Source organism: Hydrogenivirga sp. (assembly GCF_056450045.1).
The window spans coordinates 1-18,716 of record NZ_JBWONM010000121.1; the positions used below are offsets into that span (position 1 = coordinate 1).

Annotated in this window: 23 protein-coding genes; 13 read left to right on the forward strand and 10 right to left on the reverse strand. The window is 51.1% G+C overall.

Annotated features, from left to right (window positions below):
* The 6 genes from AC1HCM_RS05015 to AC1HCM_RS05040 form a co-directional block, all read left to right on the forward strand.
* A partial coding sequence (locus AC1HCM_RS05015; protein WP_479460671.1) for an ADP-ribosylation factor-like protein occupies positions 1 to 319 on the forward strand: 319 nt, incomplete at its 5' end.
* Positions 304 to 1,431: a DUF8082 domain-containing protein gene (locus AC1HCM_RS05020; RefSeq protein ID WP_479460672.1), complete on the forward strand. Its 1,128-nt coding sequence runs from the start codon at positions 304 to 306 to the stop codon at positions 1,429 to 1,431. The genes AC1HCM_RS05015 and AC1HCM_RS05020, both read left to right, overlap by 16 nt.
* 1 nt (position 1,432) lies before the next feature.
* The gene (locus AC1HCM_RS05025; RefSeq protein ID WP_479460673.1) at positions 1,433 to 2,326 is read left to right on the forward strand and encodes a c-type heme family protein; all 894 of its coding nucleotides are present in this window, start codon (positions 1,433 to 1,435) and stop codon (positions 2,324 to 2,326) included.
* Between the two features lie 41 nt (positions 2,327 to 2,367).
* Complete coding sequence (leuA, locus tag AC1HCM_RS05030; protein WP_479460674.1) at positions 2,368 to 3,933, forward strand: 2-isopropylmalate synthase; 1,566 nt, start codon at positions 2,368 to 2,370, stop codon at positions 3,931 to 3,933.
* Positions 3,934 to 4,215 (forward strand): hypothetical protein, encoded by a 282-nt coding sequence (locus AC1HCM_RS05035; protein WP_479460675.1) that lies wholly within the window; start codon positions 3,934 to 3,936, stop codon positions 4,213 to 4,215. It begins immediately after the preceding gene.
* Positions 4,215 to 4,955, forward strand: coding sequence for a DsbC family protein (locus tag AC1HCM_RS05040; RefSeq protein WP_479460676.1), 741 nt, complete (start codon positions 4,215 to 4,217; stop codon positions 4,953 to 4,955). The genes AC1HCM_RS05035 and AC1HCM_RS05040 overlap by 1 nt, the downstream gene beginning before the upstream one ends.
* Here the strand turns inward: AC1HCM_RS05040 and der are convergent, their stop codons facing one another.
* From der to AC1HCM_RS05075, 7 genes are read right to left on the reverse strand one after another with little or no spacing between them, the layout of a single operon-like run.
* Positions 4,956 to 6,248 carry a ribosome biogenesis GTPase Der gene (gene der, locus AC1HCM_RS05045; RefSeq protein ID WP_479460677.1) on the reverse strand — a complete coding sequence of 431 codons (1,293 nt, stop codon included), beginning with the start codon at positions 6,246 to 6,248 and terminating at the stop codon, positions 4,956 to 4,958.
* A complete protein-coding gene (locus AC1HCM_RS05050; RefSeq protein ID WP_479460678.1) occupies positions 6,245 to 7,303 on the reverse strand; it encodes a flagellar brake protein in 1,059 nt (352 codons plus the stop codon). Before AC1HCM_RS05050 ends, der begins: the two co-directional genes overlap by 4 nt.
* 49 nt (positions 7,304 to 7,352) lie before the next feature.
* Positions 7,353 to 7,679 (reverse strand): thioredoxin, encoded by a 327-nt coding sequence (gene trxA, locus AC1HCM_RS05055; RefSeq protein WP_479460679.1) that lies wholly within the window; start codon positions 7,677 to 7,679, stop codon positions 7,353 to 7,355.
* Positions 7,679 to 7,972 carry an ArsR/SmtB family transcription factor gene (locus AC1HCM_RS05060; RefSeq protein ID WP_479460680.1) on the reverse strand — a complete coding sequence of 98 codons (294 nt, stop codon included), beginning with the start codon at positions 7,970 to 7,972 and terminating at the stop codon, positions 7,679 to 7,681. The genes trxA and AC1HCM_RS05060 overlap by 1 nt, the downstream gene beginning before the upstream one ends.
* Positions 7,973 to 8,021: 49 nt before the next feature.
* Positions 8,022 to 9,905, reverse strand: a complete 1,884-nt coding sequence (locus tag AC1HCM_RS05065) for a transglutaminase TgpA family protein (protein ID WP_479460681.1) — start codon at positions 9,903 to 9,905, stop codon at positions 8,022 to 8,024.
* A gap of 6 nt (positions 9,906 to 9,911) precedes the next feature.
* Positions 9,912 to 10,034 (reverse strand): hypothetical protein, encoded by a 123-nt coding sequence (locus tag AC1HCM_RS05070; RefSeq protein WP_479460682.1) that lies wholly within the window; start codon positions 10,032 to 10,034, stop codon positions 9,912 to 9,914.
* Positions 10,031 to 10,942: a hypothetical protein gene (locus tag AC1HCM_RS05075; protein ID WP_479460683.1), complete on the reverse strand. Its 912-nt coding sequence runs from the start codon at positions 10,940 to 10,942 to the stop codon at positions 10,031 to 10,033. Before AC1HCM_RS05075 ends, AC1HCM_RS05070 begins: the two co-directional genes overlap by 4 nt.
* Before the next feature lie 78 nt (positions 10,943 to 11,020).
* Here AC1HCM_RS05075 and hfq point away from each other — a divergent pair, with 78 nt between their 5' ends.
* Both hfq and hflX read left to right on the forward strand, forming a co-directional pair.
* A complete protein-coding gene (gene hfq, locus AC1HCM_RS05080; RefSeq protein WP_479460684.1) occupies positions 11,021 to 11,233 on the forward strand; it encodes an RNA chaperone Hfq in 213 nt (70 codons plus the stop codon).
* Positions 11,230 to 12,351, forward strand: coding sequence for a GTPase HflX (hflX, locus tag AC1HCM_RS05085; protein ID WP_479460685.1), 1,122 nt, complete (start codon positions 11,230 to 11,232; stop codon positions 12,349 to 12,351). The genes hfq and hflX overlap by 4 nt, the downstream gene beginning before the upstream one ends.
* Here the strand turns inward: hflX and AC1HCM_RS05090 are convergent.
* Positions 12,334 to 14,217: an SLC13 family permease gene (locus tag AC1HCM_RS05090; protein WP_479460686.1), complete on the reverse strand. Its 1,884-nt coding sequence runs from the start codon at positions 14,215 to 14,217 to the stop codon at positions 12,334 to 12,336. The two genes, hflX and AC1HCM_RS05090, sit on opposite strands and share 18 nt — an antisense overlap.
* Positions 14,218 to 14,244: 27 nt before the next feature.
* Between AC1HCM_RS05090 and AC1HCM_RS05095 the strand changes: the two genes are divergently transcribed.
* Positions 14,245 to 15,114, forward strand: coding sequence for a 5'-3' exonuclease (locus AC1HCM_RS05095; RefSeq protein ID WP_479460687.1), 870 nt, complete (start codon positions 14,245 to 14,247; stop codon positions 15,112 to 15,114).
* Here the strand turns inward: AC1HCM_RS05095 and AC1HCM_RS05100 are convergent.
* Together AC1HCM_RS05100 and AC1HCM_RS05105 are read right to left on the reverse strand one after the other, a co-directional pair.
* The gene (locus AC1HCM_RS05100) at positions 15,111 to 15,839 is read right to left on the reverse strand and encodes a flagellar hook-basal body protein (protein WP_479460688.1); all 729 of its coding nucleotides are present in this window, start codon (positions 15,837 to 15,839) and stop codon (positions 15,111 to 15,113) included. The two genes, AC1HCM_RS05095 and AC1HCM_RS05100, sit on opposite strands and share 4 nt — an antisense overlap.
* A 9-nt stretch (positions 15,840 to 15,848) precedes the next feature.
* Positions 15,849 to 16,412: a DeoR family transcriptional regulator gene (locus AC1HCM_RS05105; protein WP_479460689.1), complete on the reverse strand. Its 564-nt coding sequence runs from the start codon at positions 16,410 to 16,412 to the stop codon at positions 15,849 to 15,851.
* Between the two features lie 146 nt (positions 16,413 to 16,558).
* Between AC1HCM_RS05105 and AC1HCM_RS05110 the strand changes: the two genes are divergently transcribed.
* From AC1HCM_RS05110 to AC1HCM_RS05125, 4 genes are all read left to right on the forward strand, one after another.
* Positions 16,559 to 16,795, forward strand: coding sequence for a sulfurtransferase TusA family protein (locus AC1HCM_RS05110; protein ID WP_479460690.1), 237 nt, complete (start codon positions 16,559 to 16,561; stop codon positions 16,793 to 16,795).
* 15 nt (positions 16,796 to 16,810) lie between these two features.
* Entirely contained in the window at positions 16,811 to 17,359 is a 549-nt protein-coding gene (locus AC1HCM_RS05115; protein ID WP_479460691.1) for a DsrE/DsrF/DrsH-like family protein, read from the forward strand.
* A 20-nt stretch (positions 17,360 to 17,379) separates the two neighbouring features.
* A complete protein-coding gene (locus tag AC1HCM_RS05120; RefSeq protein ID WP_479460692.1) occupies positions 17,380 to 17,805 on the forward strand; it encodes a DsrE family protein in 426 nt (141 codons plus the stop codon).
* Between the two features lie 144 nt (positions 17,806 to 17,949).
* Complete coding sequence (locus AC1HCM_RS05125; RefSeq protein ID WP_479460693.1) at positions 17,950 to 18,684, forward strand: 4Fe-4S dicluster domain-containing protein; 735 nt, start codon at positions 17,950 to 17,952, stop codon at positions 18,682 to 18,684.
* The last annotated feature ends 32 nt before the right edge of the window (positions 18,685 to 18,716 follow it).

The window sequence follows — 18,716 nt, forward strand, 5'->3', positions numbered from 1 at the left end:
GATAATGAAGGGTGTTGATGGGCTCGTATTCGTGGTTGACAGCTCTAAGGAGAGGGAGAACATAAACTTCTTGGTGCTCAGGGAAACGGCGGCGGTCCTAAAGGAGCAGGGCTTTGACCTTTACTCCTTGCCCGTTGTCGTTCAGTACAACAAGAGGGATCTGCCAGACGCCCTACCTGTAGATGAGCTCCAACCGGTTTGCAACCCGTGGGGGACTGAATACATAGAGGCTGTAGCTACCGAAGGGAAGGGGGTCGTTGAAACCTTCCAGTCAATAGTCAAGAAGATACTCCTTGAAAAGGCATGCGCCAAGAAATAAAAGAGAAGGTGAACATAGAGCTTCTGAACGCAGAAGCTCTCATAGAGGACTTAAGGAGAAGGAAGTTCACGGGACTTGTGAAGATAACCACTTGGGAAGGTGAGGATTACATACCAATCTACGAAGGGGAGATACAGAGGATATACATAATCACCAAGGAGGGAATAGAGGAAACGAGCTACACCTCTTACGGCTTTCCCCAGACAGGGGTTGTGGAGATAATTGAAACGGATGTAGTGAGCCTCATGAACGGTCTCAGGGAGGACTTTGACCCTGAGAGTGCTGGACCCTTAGCCTTAGCCGGCTACGGCGAGGAGTTCCAGCCAACGGCACCAGCCCTTCACGTTGACATCAACCACTTCGTAGAGCTGGCACACCGGAGTCACTTCAACGGCTACGTTCTCTTTCACACACCGAGGGAGCCTGTGGGAATGGTCGTATTCTACAACGGCGAAGCCGTCGGTATGTTCGCCCCCGGAAGGGCTGGAGAGAGAGCTCAGAGCTACATAGGTATGAACCTTAAGGGAAGCCTTGTGAGCATATTTCTCCTTGACTCCGAGTTCGTTCCGCTCCTGCTTGCGATGGGCAGACTTGAGAGGCTCAAGGGGGGGAGGGTGACGAGCAGGGAGGAGCTCAACGTCATAAGGGAGGATGCCGTTGCGAGGAGGATGAACGCCCTTCTGTACCTTGATGGTGGAAGAGCTAAGAAGTACTACCAGTTCTTCTACAAGGGGCACGAGGTAAAGGGCATACTCCAGGAGCTCTTCAGAATGGAGGACGTTCCCCAGGAGGGCGTTGATTTTCCTGGAGACTTTGCCCTCTACCCCCTTTACGTTGATGCCGAGCCAAGACCCATCTCCTTCAACCTGAGTCCGGCGACGCAGGTAGTTGACAGCGTTCCCCCAGGGAGGCTTGCAGAGCTCAAGGACGCCTTCGTTGACGAGATAGGACCTGTGGGGAATATAATCTGGAAGAGAGTTCTTGAGAGCTTTGGCTGGACGGAGGAAGCGGTGCCGATGAGCAGGCTTGAGGATTTTATAAAGAGGCTTGCAGAAGAGATACCCTATGAGGAGCACAGAAAAGCTTTTTTGAAACGGGTCAGGAGGTCGTAGAATGAGGGGATTTTTCAGGAGCATCAGGGCTGAGATAACCTTCCTAATCGTTGTGACCGGCTTTATCGTGGGCGTGGGAGTGGGTCTCTTCATCTACAAGAAGACGATAGACAGGGCTGTTGATTCGGCAAGGAGCAGGATAGACACAACGATGGCTTTCGTTAAAGCCTCAAGGAACTATGTAAGGAAGGTTTTAAGACCTAAGGTTGATGAGCTCCTGGCTGCAGGTTGCACAAAGGAAGACTTCATACTTGAGGCTCAGTCCTCCTCCTTCTTCACAGCTTCCATATTCAAGAGCGTGAACAGGGAAATTCCCGACATGCAGCTCAGACAGGTTGCCATAAATCCCCTGAACCCCAAGGACAAGCCCAACGATACCGAGATGTGGGTTATAGCCTACCTGAGATCAAAGAACCTGAGGGAGTATGAGGGGATAACTCTCCACAACGGAAGGAACTACTACATAAAAGCCTTCGCCGTTGTACCCAAGAAAGGTTGTTTGAGGTGCCACGGTAAAGTTGAGGATATGCCCGTTGCGGTCAGAAACCTATACAAGCCCAAGAGAGACCCCAACTGGCCCGTGGGAAAGGTCAACGGAGCGGTCATGGTTTACGTACCCTTTGAGAGCGTCCTTGAGAAGGCACGTATTGACGGTCTCATAAACGGAGGTCTCGTGGGCGGGGTCTTTCTCCTCATGTCCGGGGTTATACTCACAATACTCAACCTCAGGGTCTTCAAGCCCATAGATTCTCTGAGGGAGAAAGCTGAGAAGATAAGCAAGGGAAGCGTTGAGGAGCAGATCCCCTACCAGTCGGAGAACGAGATAGGCAAACTTGCCAAGGCGATAGAGAGGATGAGGGTGAGCCTGAAGAAGGTCATGGAGATGATGGGTTGACAGTGTATAATTGAGAATTATTATCAATTACGGAGGTTGGTATGGAAGACAGAGTTTACATATTTGATACGACGCTCAGGGATGGCGAGCAGGCACCGGGCTTTTCCATGACAACAGAGGAAAAGCTCCAGATGGCTATGCAGCTTGCCCGGCTCGGTGTTGATGTTATAGAGGCTGGCTTTGCCATAGCCTCCCAGGGAGACTTTGAAGCTATAAACAGGATAGCGAAAGAGGTCAAGGGTCCCGTGATATGTTCCCTTGCGAGGGCTCTTGAAAAGGATATAGAGGTCGCAGCCCAGGCTCTTGAGCCTGCGGAGAGGAAGAGAATCCATACCTTCATAGCTACCTCCGAGATACACATGAAGTACAAGCTCAAGATGGAGCCTGACCAGGTCGTTGAGAGGGTCAGGAAGGCTGTTTCCTATGCCAGAAGATTCACCGACGATGTGGAGTTCTCCTGTGAAGATGCCACAAGGAGTCAGAGGGATTTCCTCTACAGGGTTATAGAGGAGGCTATAAAGTCTGGAGCCACGGTTATAAACATACCTGACACCGTTGGCTACGCTGTTCCTGAGGAGTTCGGTGAGCTGATAAGCGACATACTGAACAACGTTCCCAACGTAGACAAGGTGGTGCTGAGCGTTCACTGCCATGATGACCTCGGTCTTGCGGTTGCCAACTCCCTGACCGCTGTTAAGCACGGAGCACGCCAGGTTGAGTGCACTATAAACGGTATAGGCGAGAGAGCTGGGAACGCGGCTTTGGAAGAGATAGTAATGGCTCTCAGGGTCAGAAAGGATTACTTCGGTGGTCTCAGGACAGGTGTTGACACGAAGGAGCTCTACAAGACCTCAAGACTGCTCTGCAGGATAACAGGTTCCTTCGTACCTCCCAACAAGGCTATAGTTGGAGACAACGCCTTTGCCCACGAGTCCGGCATACACCAGCATGGGGTTCTGAGCCACAGGCTCACCTACGAGATAATGAACCCGGAGGATGTGGGCTTCCCCACGAGCAGGAGGATAATACTCGGCAAGCACTCGGGAAGGCACGCCCTCAAGCAGAAGCTCGCTGAGTACAGGATAAAGTACACAGAGGAGGACCTGGACAGGATATACCAACAGCTCAAGGACCTGGCGGATAAGAAGAAGGAGATATACGAGGAGGACATTGAGGCTCTCATATACAGGGAGTTCATGAAGATTGAGGATGGAGAGCCTGTAAAGGTTGAGCACTTTCAGGTCCAGAGCGGTGACAACCTGATGCCCACCGCAACCGTCAAGATTTACTTCAAGGGTGAGGAGCGGACAGCTACCTCAACGGGGAACGGTCCCGTTGATGCTACGATAAAGGCTATACAGAAGGCACTCGGGATTGAGCCGAGGCTCCTTGACTACTCAATAAAGGCTCTAACACCCAACACCGATGCTCAGGCTGAGGCAAGGGTCGTCCTTGAACTCGGCGGTGTGAAGGCTTCGGGTAGGGGCGTGGATACGGACATAATAAAGGCAAGCGTTGACGCCTTCGTTGATGCTCTCAACAGGGCTATAGTCAGGCGGGAGTACATACTCCAGAAGTCGGAGATAAGGGAAGAGGGAACCGTCTGAGTGTGGCGCCTCCTCCTGAGATTCCGGCTTCTTCTCTGGCTCCTGCGCTTCGTTATCTACCCTCTTCTGGTCATTACACTTCTACTCTTCGTCCTTCTCATCATAGGGGCGAGCCTATACTTCCTTGTGGTTGCAAAGACCCTCGTTAGGGTGCCAGAGAACCCCTACCTCTACGTTCCCTTGCTCTTGCTTGAGCTCTCCATAATTGCCTTGGGGAGTTATTACGCGATGGTGTATATTAATAGAATCTTCAAAAATAAGAGAGAAACTGGAGGTAGATAATGAAAAAGGTGCTCATAACCTTTATAGCTGCATCCACCTTACTGCAGGCCTGCAAGGCAACACAGGCGAAAGCCTGTCCTGAAGAGAAGAAGGTAAAGGAGAACCTGAGCAAGCTTGTCAACAGGGACTTCAGCATAGCCAGTGTGAAGCCAGCGGAGGGAATGGAGGGTCTTTGCGAGGTCGTCCTTAAGGTCGGTCTCAGACCTATAGTCCTCTACACGAACTCCGAGGGAAAGAACTACATAGTGGGAAACATGTTCAACGTTGAGACGAAGGAGAACCTGACCCAGAAGACGGCGAGCAAGTACATGACGGTCCCCAAAGAGGTCCTCCAGAAGCTGGAAGAGTCGGTGAACATGACCTACGGCAAGGGGGAGAAGTACATTTACTACATAACCGACCCCGATTGTCCCTTCTGTAAGAGGTTCTCTCCAATGCTCAAGGAGTGGGCTAAGAAGAACAACGTTCAGATAAAGGTCATCCTCTACCCCCTTCCGATACATCCTCAGGCAAAGCCAAAGGCTATAGCGATGGTATGTGACAAGAAGGGCTACGATGACATCCACAAGAACGTCAGCACAAAGAACCAGTGCGAGAAGGGCAAGAAGGCTGTTGAGAAGAACATGAAGCTCCTTCAGGAGATAGGTGTTTCTGGAACGCCGACGGTGATAGGTATGAACGGCAGGTACATAGTTGGGCTTCCGAGGTCACCGGAGGAGCTCAAGAACCTTATCCAGTGATCACTCCCTTCCCTTGATTATGAGCTTTAGGGGGGAGAACCTTATACCGAGCTTCTCCCTCAACTTCCTGAGGAAGTACCTGATGTAGTTCTCCTTCCAAGCTTCAGGGTAGTTCGTTATAACGACCACCGTTGGTGGTTTTGTACCCTCCTGAAAGGCGTAGTAAACCTTGACCTCCTTCCCCTTGTGATGGATGGGCTTGCCTTTAACTATCTCCTGGACAGCTCTGTTCACGAAGGAGGTCTTGTGCTGGGCTGAAAAGTCTCTGTAAACCAAGAGCGAGGCTTTGAGCACATCTTCAACCCCCTTCCCCTCAGTGGCTACCGTGAACACTATGGGAGCGTAGTCAAGGAAGAAAAGGTCCTTCCTTATCAGCTCCTTTACCTCTTCCTCGGAGAGAGGGCATAGGTCCATCTTGTTTGCAACTATCACACATCCCCTGTATCTGCGTTCTATGAGTCCTCCAAGCCTCTTGTCCTGTCTCGTAACTCCCTCGCTCGCATCAATTATCAGGCAGACTATATCGGATGTGTCTATGGCGGTTAAGGTCCTTCCGACTGAGTAGAACTCAACGCCGTACTCAACGTTGCTCGGTCTTCTTACACCCGCGGTGTCTATGAGGACGAACTTCTCCCCTTCCCAGGTAAAGGGGACCTCAACTATGTCTCTCGTTGTTCCGGCAATGGGCGAGACTATAACCCTCTCCTCCCTAAGGAGGGCGTTCAGCAGGGAGGACTTACCAACATTTGGTCTCCCCACAAAGGATATCTTCACCCCTTCGTAGCTCAGGTCTGCCTTTTCTTCCTTAAGCCTGCTCACTACCTCGTCCAGCAGCTCACCAACGCCCCTCCTATGAACTGCGGACACGGGAAAGAGCTCTTCGTACCCAAGCTCGTAGAACTCCGTGGCTAACTCCTCGTCCCTATCGGTATCGGTCTTGTTTGCCACAACGATGACCTTCTCCTTGTAGGTATAGAGGAGCTTGGCTATCTCCTTGTCCAAAGGGGTGACACCATCCTTGGTGCTGACGACGAAGAGTATCACGTCAGCCCTGCCCACCTCCCTCTTTATGGTCTCCTTTACCTTCTCAAGTATCTCATCCTGGCTTTCGGGAACGAGACCTCCGGTATCAACGAGTATGAACTCCTTTCCCCTCCACTCCGCCTTTGCCTCAATGACGTCCCTCGTAACGCCCGGTATGTCTTCAACTATAGCCTTCCTCCTGCCCACTATCCTGTTGAAGAGGGAAGACTTTCCCACATTGGGACGTCCAATTATTACAACCCTGCTCACTCACTCTCACCTATCTTGAAGGTCTTGATCAGTCTCCTCTGTTCTTCTAATATGAACCTGTCTATAACCTTCTCCTCCTGTCGGGAGACCTTAAGGAACTTTATTCCCATGCAGACCTGGGTCTGCATATGACGAACGTTGACTATCTGCCCGAGCATGTTCTCAAACCTGTGTTCTCCTATGGAGAAGTTCATTATCACGTACTTCCCCTCCTGGGGCTTTATGAGGGCTTCGGTGCATATCCTGACCCCCTTCGTGCTTATATCGTCTATCTTTCCGCTTATAAACTCTGCACCCTCTGTTGCCTCCTCGGTTATGTCATCAACCACGGCGAACTCAACGGGCACGTTCACCTTCCAGCGTATGCTCTCCCTGAGCTGAACCCTGTGAATGTTGTCCGTATGCTCAAGGACAAGAACAAGCCTGTCCCCCTCCGTGTACTTGTCCTTAACTACGGAGTCAAAGCTGTACCTTCCTTCGTTCTCCCTTATGAAGTGGAACTTCACCTTCTCCCCTATCCTGACAGGTCTGGGAAGCGCCTGGAGCACCACTATGTGGAGCTCGGTCTCCGTTTTGTCCCATACCGCCGCATCAATATAAACGCCATCAACAACGAGCTTCCCCGTCTGGTATAGGTCTATGTCCCTCGTGCTCGTTATCGGTATGAACCAGGGGATGGTGTCAAAGCGAAGCTTTGCCCTTATTGAGGGTATGAGCCTAACCCCCTCTATGTTGTCCCTTATTATCCTTGAAACCACCCTCTCAAAGAGGGGCTTATTCTCGTAAACCATCTGGGGGTCGTAGGGAAAATCCTTGGCGTATCTCCAGAGCAATCTTATCTCCTCATCGGTAAGCCCAAGGGACTTACCCCTCATAAAGAACGCCCTCTCTAGCTCCCGGGCACGGGATATCTTTCCCCAGATGTAGGGTATGGATATGACGGTCAGCGTGGCTGCAAGGACTATGAAGAAGAGGAGTATCTCCTTAGCGGAAGGTCCTTGGAACATATAACGTGAAGCTTCAACCAGAGTATCCCACGCTGATTCCGCCCTCATAGCTATATATAAATATCCTCCCCAAGAGAAAAAAATTAAGTGTTAAATTTCAGACGTGAGCCATTACCATCTGCTTTAAAGCCTCTTTGGGCTGAACGCCTATCCTCGTATCAACGACCTCTCCGTTCTTGAAGAGTATCACGGTAGGTATAGCCCTTATCCCGTACTGCATGGCTATGTTCGGGTTCTCGTCGGTGTTGAGCTTTCCCACCTTTATCTTCCCCTCAAACTCTTCTGCCAGCTCCTCTATTATGGGAGCTATTATCCTGCAGGGACCGCACCAGGGAGCCCAGAAGTCCACGAGCACGGGTTTATCGGAGTTAACAACCTCTTCATTCCAGTTGCTTTCCGTCAGAGTTATCACATTCTCCGCCATTACAACTCCTCCTTGATAAGCATATCGTAAAGTTTCAGAATTCTCTCATCCTTGATGAAGTAGCAGATTATTGAGCCTTCACGCTTCCAACCAACTATCCCCCTGCTCCTGAGTATGGATAGGTGCTGGGACACGCTCGGCTGGGACATGTTCAGAAGCTCACCGAGGTTCTTCACGCACTGCTTCCCCTCAATCAGTATGGATATTATCTTCAGCCTGACCGGATGGGAAAGGGCTTTAAAGAACTCCGCAAGCTCCTCCAGCTTCTCTTCGTTGACAACGGTTGTATTCATCCTCTCACCCTCGGGAGAAATTTTAACATAATTAGAATATAAGCAAGAATTAAATCTTTCTCAACAGTCTGTAAGCTTCTCTGAGCTCCTTCTCGCTAACCCCGTAAGGTGAGAACCTGTATCTGAGGTAGAGCTCAACTATGAAGCTCGCCTCCTTATGGTAGGGCTTTCCTGCCGTCAGTCTGAGAACCTCCTCGGGCATCATCTTCCTCAGGTCCGTCCCCTCATACCTGCTAAGCTTGGAGATAAGGGAGCTGTAAAGGTTCTCGGGCGTCTTCCTCAGCCTTCTGTAAAGGAATGCAAGTGCGTAAAGGAGGGCTAAAGCCCCGATGACGTATGAAGCCTTAAGGAATGCCCTCCTTATATCTTCCGCAGACAGTGACCTAACACCCCTGTAGAGCTCCCTGAAGAGGGAGAGCTGCTTCTGGGCGGAGAAGTCCACCACGTTTTCGTACCAGAAGGATATGAGGGCGTCCCTTATCAGACTCAGCCTGGAGATGTTCCTGACCGCCGGCGACATGTAGGGAGGTGTTGTATCCACCCTGACCCACCTCCCCTTTACGTAGGCTTCAACCCACACGTGTGCCATTGAGTTTGTGACTATGTAGTAATCCCCGTAATCGTTCTTTAGATAGCCCTTGAAGCCACCAACCACCCGGGCGGGAATACCCATGAGCCTCAGGAGGAGGGCGGTTGAGGAGGCAAAGAACTCACAGTTCCCCTTCCTTGACTTGAAGAGGAAGAACTCTATCGGGTCGCCCTCTGGTTTTGAGAGCCTCAGAGAGTAGGAAAAGCCCTCACGAAAGAAGGACCTGACAGCTTCAAGCCTCTCCTCATCATTCCCCTTTCCCTCCGAGAGCTTCCGGGCTAAGGTCCTGATGCTCTGGGGCACATCCTCGGGAACATTGAGGTAAACGGGTTCGGGAGGGTCAACGGGAGGGTCTAAGGAGGAGATTGCTTCCAGGCGAACGGGTCGGTTTATGGGCTGAGAGCTCTCGTAGTATCCTCCCTTAAATCTTTTTACCCTTGCCATTCTCAAGCCCTCAAGCTTCAAAACCCTAAGGGGGTAATCCATAAGGGGTAGGAAGGTATCGTAGGTGGGCTCAAGTATAATCCTGTACCTGAAGGTGCCCGAGCCTTTACCTTTATAAGCATCCTCCTCTCTGAGGGTCTTTATCCACCTCGTGTTGACAAGGGTGTCAAAGACAGAGACCCTCCAGTAGGGATCGGGAGGGAGCTTGCCGTAAACCCTGAAGGCAACGGTGTTGTCTTCCTGTACCTCTCCCACCTTACCCAGCTCAACCTCATCCGCTATCCCGCTCACAAGACCCTTCTCCTTCTTGGCAAAGAGGTCAAAGAGGGGTGTCTGGGTCCTCGGAAGTATCAGGAAGAAGGGAATCGTTGATATGGCTATCAGAAGAGGGAAGAGGAGGGAGAACCTCAGATACTTTCTCAAAAACTCGGAGGGAAGGGGTCTATCACCCATGTTAGCGTAGGCATTGGTAAACAGGAAGGCTACGCTGCCCAGAAAGAGCTCGTATATGAAGAAGAGCAAAAATGTAAGGTCAAGCCTGAAGGTGGTTGAGACCGCTATTCCGAAAAGGCTAAGGAGGAGCATCTGATATAGATCCCTCGGCTTCTTTTCCTCAACGGATTTGATGGCTAAGAGTAGAAGGAGCATGTTCGCAAAAGGCTTGACAACGTTCTCAAAGCTGAGCTCCAATAGAAATACGAGCGATATAAAGACGCCTCCGGCGTTGAGGAGCCAGCGGGGGAGGTAAACATGGAACCTCCACTCGTTCAGAATTCCAAGGGTAAATATAAGGGCGAGGAAGAAGAAGTAGGCATCGTCGGCTATGCCGTAAAGGGCAAAGAAGCAGCCAACGGAGACGAGGTAGGTGAGAAGAAGGCTAGCCTTCTTTGCGGTCAGCATTCATACTCAGTTGTGAGGTGTGCCCTGCTTCTCAAGCTCCTTTATCTTCTTCATGGTCTCATCAAACTTGTACAGGGAAGAGGCAACGTCCTTAAGATGCCTTGCCGCCTCTTTGTAAGCCTCCTTCAAGCGTGGGTCGGTAGCCCGCTCTGCCTTCTCCAGTAAGTTCCTGTGAAAGAGGAGCAGACCGTTCCTGAGTTCATTAAAATCCATCGCCTTCCTCCAATATCCTTCAGCTTTGAGATCAGCCTTGATATTAACCTCTTTAGGAAGCCCTTTCCATGACCTGAGACAAGTGTAAAGCTTATCTTGAGTATGAAGTAGCCCCTTCCCCTGTTTATGTCCTTGAGAAGGGTATCTATGTCCTTCCTGAGCTTGTCAAGGTTTACGCTGTAGTAGGTGCTTCCCAAGTTCTTTATAAGCTCCAGAGCCCTCTCAAGGTGCTGGGTGTCAAACTCCTTCCTCTCACTGAGCTTGATATAAAACTCCGCTATCTCGCCAACAGCCTTGAAGAAGGGTGCCTCTCTGGGAAATCTGAGCGCTTGGAAGCTCGCGTAGTGGAAAGCCTCTCCGTAGAGCTCCTCGTTGAATATCAGAGAGGCAAGATAGACAGCCTCTGACGGTGTGTTCCTCCTTGAGTAGCTTGATATCTTGCTCAGAACCGTCCAGTACCTCAGGAACTTGGAATAGACCTCGTAGAAGACCTCCCTGTACTCGGGAAGGAAGCTAACCCTGAAACCCTCGGGAGAGGGAACCCTCAGTATGTCTTTGCCGTAGAAGACATCACCCCTTGGGGTTATGAACTGAAAGAGGTTGAGCTCAAGGAGTATGTCCTGCCATTTTCCCTTGAAGGTGTGGAAGGTCTTGTTGGCACAGGATATAAGCTTTGGAAGTTCAACCTCAAAGCTGTTTTCCTTCCTGACAAGCTGACAGTAGCATATGGGGTAGAGGAGGACTTCCTTCTTCGTGGGGTCTTCAACTATCTCAAGGAATATGCTCTCCAGCCTCCCTATCTCCTGCCATGTGTCCTTGAGCATAGGAATAATTTAAAGTTAGGTTATATCTCTTGCAACAGAAGGGCTCTTCTCCGTATATTTTTAATAGGAGGTAACGGAATGTTTCCTATGGAGAAGGAAGAGAGCATACAGGATGAGCTTCTCAACAGCTTTAAGGCTAAGGAGGCTGTGATAACCGTGTACCTTACCCGGGGCAACAGGATAACGGGTAAGGTCCTTGACCACGACAGGTACACCATACTGCTTGACGTGGACGGTCAGCCCAACCTCATATACAAGCACGCGGTGAGCACCATAGTGGAGGGTAAATGAAGGCTATCCTCGTCGGCATTTGGAATAAAGAGATAACGAGAGAAGAGGCGAGGGAATCGCTGAGGGAACTCAGGGGGCTCGTGGAAGCTGTAGGGGGAGTGAGCATAGGTTACGTCCTCCAGAACAGGAGCAGTCCCGATACGAGGTACTTCATAGGGGCTGGCAAGGCAAAGCAGCTGAGTGAGGTTGCACAAGGCACTGGTGCGGATGTGGTTGTCTTTGATGACTCCCTTACACCCTCTCAGGTGAAGAATCTTGAGAAGGTCGTTGGGAAGACGGTTCTTGACAGAACAGACCTCGTCATAGAGATATTCTCAAGGAGGGCAAAGAGCAAGGAGGCAAAGCTCCAGGTTGAGCTGGCAAGGCTTACCCACGAACTGCCCAGGCTGTACGGAAAAGGACGCCTCATGTCCAGGCTCGGTGGTGGTGTGGGAACGAGAGGACCTGGTGAGCAGGAGGCGGAGCTGAGGAGAAGGCTGATAAAAAAGAGGATCCATCAGATAAAAACGGAGCTTGAGGAAGTCAAGAGGATGAGGAGGCACCAGAGGAAGCGCAGGGACAGGGACCACTCGGCGGAGGCTGTTCTAAAGGCAGCCCTCGTAGGCTACACGAACGCCGGGAAGTCAACCCTCCTGAAGGCTCTCACAGGCAGGGACACCTTTACCGCGGATATGCTCTTCGCAACCCTTGACACCAAGACCTCCTCAAGGACCCTATCTCCTGGACTCAAGCTCCTTCTGACGGATACTGTAGGTTTTATAAAGAAGATACCCCCCGAACTGATAGAGTCCTTCAAAGCCACCCTTGAAGAGGTAACGGAGGCAGACCTCATACTCCACGTCGTTGACATATCAGACGACAGGTGGCTTGACTACATCCACACCGTCAGGGAGGTTCTCAAGGAGCTATCGGCGGATGAGAAGCCCGTGATATACGTCTTAAACAAAGCTGACAGGATAGTTGATAGCGAAGAGGAGGCTCAGCACCTACCCCACGGAGCCTTCGTTGAAGGTAAGTCTGTGGTTGTCTCCGCCCACAGAAGGTGGGGAATCCAGAGGCTTATTGAGGAGATCAAGAACAAGGCTGAGGAGATAATAGGACTAGTAGAAAAGGTATAGGGCAGCCATGAGGACGATTATGAACAGGAGAGTCATCCCCATACCTGCCTTTATGTAATCAGCGGTTCTGTAACCTCCCGGTCTCATTATCAGGGCGTTGACCTGATGGGTAGGGATTACAAAGGTGTTTGAGGCTGAAACGCCTACCACGAGGGCGGCGAGCCTTGGGTCCGCACCTGTCTCAAGAGCCATATCTATGGAGAGGGGGACGAGCAGAACGGTTGCCCCTACGTTGGACACAACGAGGGTGAAGAAGGAGGTCATGAGGGCGATGAGAAGGTAAAAGAGGAAGGGAGAGAGCTCCCCTGTCTGAGCCAAGATAGAACGTGCCACGAACTCCGCCGTTTCCGTCTCCTGAAAGGCGAGTCCCAAGGGTAGCAGACCCGCAAGGAGGAACACCGTCATCCAGTCAACGGACTGGTACGCCTCATCAACGCTGAGGACCTTAGTTATCACCATACCCAGAGCGCCTGTAAGCAGAGCTATTGAGAGCTTCACCTTGAAGACAAGTATCAGAGCGAGGGCTACCGCGAACCAGAAAAGGGCGAGCTTAGCCTTCTCGGGTCTCAAAACCTCTCCCTTTATCTCCGTTGAGAAGGCGAAGACGTTTCTCCTCTTTAGCTCCAGGAACTTATCCCACCTGCCGAAGAGCAGCAGGGTATCTCCGGGAGCGAGCTTGGTGTCGGAGAAGCCAGCGTATATGACCTCCCCTCCACGGACCAGGGCAACGGGGTTTACCTCGTACCTCCTTCTGAACTGAACCTCGTTGAGAGACCTGCCCACGAGCTCAGACCTCATCGTTATCACACCCTCAACCATGCCGGCGTTCACGCGGGACAGGTCGTCAGCGAACTCCTCAAGCTCCTCCTTTAGGATGAGCCCCATCTCCTTGGCGAACCTCTCCACTGTATCCGGGCACCCTATCACCGCTATGTCGTCCGAAGGTTCAACGGTCTCCTCCCTGTGGGGGGCGAAGTTCTTGTGTCTCGTCCTCCTGTGATAAACGGCAACTATCGTGACCTGATACTTCTTCCTCGCATCTATCTCCTGAATAGTTCTCCTTGTGAAGTTTACCGGGACGTGAAGCTCATAAAGACCGCATATCCTCTCGTAAGTTTGGGAAAGCTCTGAGGGGAGGAACTTCCCCTCATCCTCAGAGGCACTGACCTTGGGAAGGATAAACCTTCCAAATAGGATGAAGTAAGCTATACCTGCTATTACCAGAGAGACGCCTATCGGCGTGACGGAGAAGAGACCGAAGGAAGGCAGTTCGTACATAGCCAAGAGGTCGTTGAGGAGTATGAGGGGGCTTGAACCAACGAGGGTGAGGGTTCCCCCGAGTATCGCGCAAAAGCCCATTGGCATCAAAAGATGGGAGACAGGTATCCTGAGCCTCTTTGATATCCTCACCACCGCGGGGAGGAAGAGGGCTGCAGCCCCTATGTTCTGCATGAAGCCGGAGATAAAAGCTACGCTTCCTGAGACCAGGGCTATTATCCTCGTCTTTGACTTTCCAGCGAGCTTTATTATGTAGTTGGCTAACACGTTCATAACACCCGTTCTATCAAGCCCGGCGCCTATGATTATTACGGCTATTATTGAGACCACAGCGTTGCTGCTCAGACCACCAATAGCCTTTTCTGGGGAGACTAGACCTATTAGGGGAAGCAGGACCATCATGAGCAGACCTACTAGGTCAACCCTGAGGAGCTCGGACACGAAGAGGTACATTGCCAAGAGGAGAACCTCAAGGGTAAGCACCTTCTCCTTATCAATTCCAGTCAGCCCTTCAACCTGAGCCTCCTCCAAAAGGGTGGTGGTTCCAATCAGCAGGGCTAAAAAAATGAGTATGGCTTTCTTTACCATTCTGTCAGAAAATTATAATATTTCGGTATGAAGACACTCCACATACTTGACGCTTCCTCCTTCATCTACAGGAGCTACTTCGCCCTCCCTCCCCTCAAGACAAAGGAGGGCTTTCCCACGGGAGCTATCTATGGCTTCCTCCGGGCGCTCCTTTCCATAATAAAGTCCGAGAGACCGGAGTACCTCGTTGTGGTCTTTGACCATCCGTCCCCTTCAATAAGGGAGAAGTCTTACAAGGAGTACAAGGCTGGCAGACCGCCCACACCCGACCCTCTCAAGCTCCAGATACCTGTAATAAAGGAGCTCCTGAATCTCATGGGAGTTCCCATACTTGAGAAGGAGGGGTACGAGGCGGACGACCTCATAGCGATACTTGCTAAAAAGTTTGCGAAGAAGGGATACAGGGTGAAGATCTACACGCCAGACAAGGACATGCTCCAGCTCGTGAGTGACAACGTCCTCGTGATAAACCCTATGAACTGGGAGGTCTTCACCCGAGAAAGGGTAAGGGAGAAGTTTGGTGTTCTTCCCGAAAAGCTTGCGGACTACCTCGCCCTCGTGGGCGACAAGATAGACAACATACAGGGCGTTAAAGGAGTCGGTCCCAAAACAGCGGTAAAGCTCATAGAGAAGTTTGGCGGGGTTGAAGGGATACTTGAGAGATGGGAGGAGTTTAAAAGAATGTTCCCAGAGGCAAAAAAGGAAGAGCTTGAGCTCTCCTATTACTTAGTTAAGCCTATAATGGACGACGGGCTTGAGGTTGAAGAGTCCGAGCTGAGGCTGAGAGAGCCGGACATGGAGAGGCTCAGGAAGAGGCTCACTGAGCTTGAGATGAAGAGCATACTCAAAGACATTGAGAAGGTCGTTAAAACGAGGACACAGGGAAGTCTCTTCTAACGGGTGATACTGTTTAGCCTGCCTTGAACCTCGTCAACAGCCTGAATGAGCCTGGCGTAGGTCTCATGTGCCCGGGAGGTCTCTATCAACCTGACCATCTCAAGGATAGGGTTCACGTTGGAGAGTTCCAAAAAGCCCTGCCTGAGGTTGAAGTTCTGAGCCCTCTGGGGAGTTCCCCTGAAGAAGTCCTCACCCACCTTCTGGGCATCGGGAAGGCTCCACACACCAAGGCTCACCGATCGCTCCCCATCAACATACAGGTTCCCCTGTGGGTCAAACTCAACTCTGTTTCCCTCAATTCTTATATCCCTGTTCTGACTGTCAAGGACCCTGTAGCCCTCCTCTGTCACGAGATATCCCTCAGAGTCAAGCCTAAAGTTCCCCTTTCTCGTGAACATCACGCCCTCGGGTGTCCTTACAGCAAAGAAACCTTCACCCTCTATAGCGAGGTCAAGGCTGTTACCCGTCTCCCTTAAGGGTCCCTGAGACAGGTCCGTGAACACACCCGATACCATCGGATAGATGAAGTTGTTCGTTGGGTTCTCTGGGGAGGTGTCGGGCACCCTGGTTCCCATATCGGTGTACCAGCTCGCAACCTGAAGGAAGTCCTTCTTAAAGGAGGGAGTGTCCGCATTGGCAAGGTTGTTGGTCACTGTAGAGAGCTTCCTCTCCTGGAGGAGCATACCGCTCGCCAGTATGAAGAGGGGCTGGTAGTCCAAAGCCATCCTTACCTCCTAAAGGGATATATCGACCCTTTGCCCCGATTTCATTAGCTCTTCCATCTTCTTCACAGCTTCCCCGAACTGGGCAACCTCTCCCCCAAAGCCTTTTGCAAACTTCTGGGCATCTTCAGGGCTCGCGAAGACAAAGGCTGAGGGAGTGCAACAGGGTGCGACAGAGCTCCCGACAACGAAGCTACCCATGAAGGCGTTTATGGGATTGCAGGTTATGAAGTCCCTCGCTATCGCCATCTCAACCTTATCCCTGCCCACGGTCTTGAAGGCTATGAGCCCGCAGTGGGCACAGCAGGTGTGTACCTTCTTCCCTCCCTTCAGTATGTATATAAAGGCGAGCCTAAGCTCCACCTCCTTACCGCATACAGCACAGACGTTGCCCTGGGGCTCCTCCTCCTTCTTGAGCTCAATAAAGCCGTGCCTGCGAACTATCCTTCCCTCCTCCTCAAGCTCCTTGAGATCCCTGTATATGGTCATCAGGGAGACGTTGAAGTACCTGGAGAGCTCCTTGGCTGTGTTAAAGCCCTCCTCAACAAGCCTCAGTATCTCCTCCTTCCTGTCCATCGTATTAAACTTATACTCCAGGTAGCCCCAGGCAATTATAAATGGGGTTTATCTACCTATTAATAAAAAGTAATAGTCACTTTATAAAAATATGGTGATAATCTAATTAAGGGATATCCACCTAAACCTGAAAGGAGGTGTGAAGTATGGCAAGCGTTACCGCTGATAAGACCCTTGATACTTCGGGGCTCAACTGTCCCCTACCAGTTCTGAAGACCAAGAAGGCTCTGGAGGAGCTCCAGAGTGGACAGATCCTTGAGGTCATATCCACGGACCCAGGCTCAAAGGCTGATATTCCAGCCTTCTGCCAAAGGACAGGGCATGAACTCGTTGAAACCGTGGAAGAAGGAGGTAAGTACATCTTCTACATCAGGAAGAAGTGATATAGGAGGGTAGCCATGGCTACAGAAAGACTGGCAATAATAGCTACAAAAGGAACACTGGACTGGGCTTACCCTCCTCTTATCCTCGCCTCAACGGCGGCTTCCCTCGGGGTTGAGACCGCCATATTCTTCACCTTTTACGGACTGAACATAATCCACAGGGAGAAGATGAAACAGCTCAAGATAGCTCCTATCGGCAACCCCGGAATGCCGATGGCTTTTCCCCCTTCCGTTAAGAAGACGCCCATAGCGGGCCAGCTCGCCGGTCTTATGGAGGCTATATTCCCGGGTCCTCCCCAGATAATGGGTATCATACCCGGCATGACCGACTTCATGACGGCTATGATGAAGAAGACGATGAAGGACCACGGTGTCGCCAGCGTTGAGGAGCTAATTGAGCTGTGCAAGGAAGCGGACGTCAAGCTAATACCCTGTCAGATGACGATGGAGCTCTTCGGCTACAAGTACGAGGACCTGATTGATGGTCTTGAGCCTCCGGGAGGAGCTGCTACGTTCATAAACTACGTCCTTGAGGCAGACAAGCCTATGATCATCTTTGTCTAAAAAACTTTAGGAGGAGTCTGATGGCGGCAGAAGAGTTTGAGAAGCTCCTTTTCTACATCCTCACCGTTCCCTTCTTTGAGAGGGCTGAACCCACAACCGGAGAGCTTATAAACCCACAGGCGGGAGCACCCTTCTTCTTAGCCACCGCAGCAACAACGATGGACTATGAGGTTGAGATGGTTATAACCTCAGAGGCGGGCTTCCTTCTGATGAAGGACAACGCCAAGAAGGTAAAGGTCAGACCCGGTGTTGAGCAGACTGTTTACGACTTCATAGTCATGGCGAAGGAAGCTGGGGTGAAGATATACCTCTGTGTTCCCTCCCTTGACCTCACCGATGTTTATAAGAAGGAAGACGTGAACGAAGAGCTCTGCGACGGTATAATCGGTGGGGCAGCCTTCTTAGACAAGCTCATGAGCGGTGAGTATGCTGTCATATCCTTGTAAGACAACGAAGGGGGAGCATTCCCCCTCCCCCAAAAATATGATTATAAGCATATTTTTATATAGCTATAACGAAATTTTTTTGTCCTCCCGAAGAAAAGAAACTAACTTAGTATGTGAGCACACTTAGTTAAGGAGGTATTGGAGATGGAAGGACATCCTTACGGATACAACATTCCCATATCTGAGAAGACCAAGGAGGTTCCTTGGGAAGAGAAGGTTAGGGTTTACGAGGAGGTCAAGTCCGACTTCAGGTTTAAGGAGTTCCTCTTCGGTTGCCTGAACTGCGGAGTCTGCACGGCATCCTGCCCTTCCAATAGATTCTTTGACTACTCTCCGAGGGAGATAGTTCAGAGGTTCCTGGAAGAGGACGTGGAAGTCATCTACGACATGATGCACGAGTACATCTGGGCATGTTCCCAGTGTTTTACCTGCTGGATAAGGTGTCCCTTCGTGAACAACCCCGGCGGACTCGTGATCATAATGAGAGAGGTTGCCGTGAGAAACGCCTTTGAGGCAACCAAGGACCTCCTTAAGCCTTACGGAAGGGTTCTTCTCAAGGTCATGACGACTGGTAACCAGCTCTCGGCGGACATGCTTCAGCCGGACTTCTTCCCCGACTGGGGACCCAAGATGCAGGACAACATGGAGAACGTCAGGGCTAAGAGGATGGCTATTCCCTTTGACGTCGGAAAGTCCGTCAAGACCGCATGGGAGGTCTCCCTTGAGACCGCAATAGAGATGTACACGATATGGAGAGAGACCGGCATATTTGAAATGCTGGAGAAGCTCGACCCCAACCTCTACAACGTCATAATGGACATTGTTGAGGAAAACGAGGAGAGGTGGGAAGAGCTCATGGAAGAGGAGGAAGAGGAGTAATTATGTTAATGAAAGGGGCTGAAACCCCAAAA